The sequence below is a fragment of the Photobacterium sp. OFAV2-7 genome (genome assembly GCF_022347985.1).
Taxonomy (GTDB): Bacteria; Pseudomonadota; Gammaproteobacteria; order Enterobacterales; family Vibrionaceae; genus Photobacterium.
In genome coordinates, this window is record NZ_JAKRFQ010000764.1 from 1 (window position 1) to 2,583 (window position 2,583).

The following is a 2,583-nucleotide window of genomic DNA, read 5'->3' on the forward strand; positions in this document are numbered from 1 at the left end:
ATATAGGCGATGCCATGAAAAAACATACAAATAAAACTTGGACAAAAACTCAATTGCTCAGTGACGTTGTCACTAATAAAAATATTGTCGTTAAGGGCAATCACAGTTATTACAGTGATTATTGGGACGATGGCTTTGAACAATCCGTAGTTCGTTACCTGCTCGGTGATGAGCTAACCCGTGATGCGCCCACACGGTGGGAAGTCGATAAACTCTATATCGGTGACTATGTGTGTATCGCGGCAGAAGTTGTCATTTTGATGGGAGGAAACCATAACCACCGGGTTGATTGGTTTTCTCTCTACCCGTTTATGGAGCATATTGAAGAATCCTATATCGGAAAAGGTGATACTCATATAGGTGATGGCTGCTGGATTGGGATGCGGGCAATGATTATGCCTGGCGTTACAATAGGTGAGGGAGCGGTGATAGCCGCCAATAGTGTAGTTACCAAGAACGTTGAGCCCTATACTATTGTCGGAGGCAACCCCGCTAAGCACATACGTTATCGCTTTTCCCGTGAGGTGATAGATAAATTGATGGAATTTGATATCTACAGCTGGCCTGAAGATAAGTTTGATTCCCTGAAGCCTTATTTATGCAGTTCAGATTTGAAGGCGCTTGAAAAAGCAATTAAGCACTATGAACATGAATAGCTTGTTAGCTTTATTCGTGTGGTAACTGCAGTGAAATAGCGCTTAAGTACCAGAAAATGCTGTCAAAATATTGAAACTCACCGTTCGGAGTGTCATAAAAATGGCACTCCGATTTTTATTTATTCATAGAGGGAATATATTTGGGAGCAAGTTAAAATTAATCCAGTTAATTAATAGAAAGATGTAAAAAAAAGCTAAAGACTTATAAGCCTATGACGATAAAAGGTAGTCAGTTAAGTAATTGTGGAGATTTGGTATGAGTCGTGATTGGGTTGATGTGGCTATGGTAACTGGATGGATTTCGGCTTGGTCTGTGTTGATTTATTTCATCCCAGCCGCTGGGGTATAACAATATTAGGGTATACCTACTGTGAATATGTTGAATGCGTTAACCGGTAAAAAGCCGCGTTTTTGTCGCGGCTTTTTGGTGTTTGTTCCTACCAATTAAGCTGTAATTGCTTCAGGCTGTTCAGAGTTAGCCACTTCTTTTGCTAATCGGTAAGCCGCAAGATCTTCGATTGTCAGTACAGGCATGTTGAACTTTTCACCAAACTTAATCACTTCTGGCAGACGAGCCATTGTACCGTCAGGGTTTGTCAGCTCACAAAGTACGCCGTAAGGCTTCATTCCTGAAAGACGCATCAAATCAACTGTAGCTTCGGTGTGGCCACGACGCGCCAGTACACCTTCCGGATTTGCTTTAAGCGGGAATACATGACCAGGACGGCTCAGATCTGCAGGCTTTGCATTATCGGCAATAGCAGCCTTAATTGTCGTTACACGATCGGCTGCAGACACGCCTGTAGTTACACCATGGGCTGCTTCGATAGTAACGGTGAACCCAGTTTGGTTTGCACTTGTATTGTTTTCAACCATCATAGGAAGCTCTAGCTGTTCGACGCGCTCTTCGGTCAGGCACAGGCAAACAATGCCCGAACATTCGCGGATCATAATAGCCATTTGTTCTGCAGTAAGTGTTTCAGCAGAGAAAATGATGTCGCCTTCATTTTCACGATCTTCATCGTCAACGACAAGAACACCGCGACCATTGCGGATAGCATCAAGACCAGCTTCAACACGCTCGAATGGCGTACCAAAAGGGGATAGTAGTGACTGATTCATGGTAAACATACTCCAAATAAAAAATATACCAGAATCAGGGCGTGAAAAGTCAGCGTTTTAGCAAATGCTAAAATAGCTTTACAAGAAAAGTTAACAATGCCGACTTAGATCAGCAATTGTGTTGTAAAAGCTTATGGCCAAGGGCCATCACCGATTCTCTTTCATCCGGACTATAACCGTCGGCTCTGGATTGATACTTATAGTAAGTACTGGACCAGATCTGCTGACCTTAACAGGTTGATTGCGTAACCAGCCTGTTAAGCGCTCGCGGGCTTTTCAAATGGCAGACTCTGCTGTTTGAACTACCGCCGGTGGGGAATTTCACCCCGCCCTGAGAATTCGAAGAAATCTTAGGGAAATCAACCGATACAAGCAAGAGAAAGTGTCGATTTTGGCGCATAAGTTTGAACTGGATGGCTCGCTGAGTGATTTGTCATCAGAGTTCGCGCGGATTTCAACCTGCTTCCTTGGTCGTTAGATATCAGCATTGGAGGACGCTGATGTCTTGAGTACAGTACTTTTTCTTAGATAGCGATTGAGCCACTTGACGAGCATAGGTAAACAATAGGTAGGTAGTTGAATTGCCCCCATCAGGATCAAAAAATCGGGCCCCAGGTAGCTGCCTGCAACGGTAAATGTAAGCAGTACATTACGATTAGCTGAGGTAATCGCTGCCAGTAATCCTTCATTGATACCAGTCCTGGCGTAGGCTACATAACCTGCAAGAAAGTATAAGGTGCAAATAGCTAGTCCAATAAAGAAGAAAACGATACCTGCTGAATATGACTGATCGAATACTTCCCTG

2 protein-coding genes, 1 pseudogene and 1 riboswitch are annotated in these 2,583 nt (G+C 43.6%); of the genes and pseudogenes, 1 reads left to right on the forward strand and 2 read right to left on the reverse strand.

Features of this window, described 5'->3' with window-relative positions; translation table 11 throughout:
* Positions 1–14: 14 nt before the first annotated feature.
* Positions 15–656 carry a CatB-related O-acetyltransferase gene (locus tag MHN01_RS24220; RefSeq protein ID WP_239413933.1) on the forward strand — a complete coding sequence of 214 codons (642 nt, stop codon included), beginning with the start codon at positions 15–17 and terminating at the stop codon, positions 654–656.
* A 444-nt stretch (positions 657–1,100) separates the two neighbouring features.
* Here the strand turns inward: MHN01_RS24220 and ribB are convergent, their stop codons facing one another.
* The gene (ribB, locus tag MHN01_RS24225; RefSeq protein WP_239413932.1) at positions 1,101–1,778 is read right to left on the reverse strand and encodes a 3,4-dihydroxy-2-butanone-4-phosphate synthase; all 678 of its coding nucleotides are present in this window, start codon (positions 1,776–1,778) and stop codon (positions 1,101–1,103) included.
* Between the two features lie 149 nt (positions 1,779–1,927).
* Positions 1,928–2,121, reverse strand: a riboswitch (FMN riboswitch).
* 131 nt (positions 2,122–2,252) lie between these two features.
* A pseudogene (locus MHN01_RS24230) lies at positions 2,253–2,583 on the reverse strand (hypothetical protein); the annotation flags it as partial.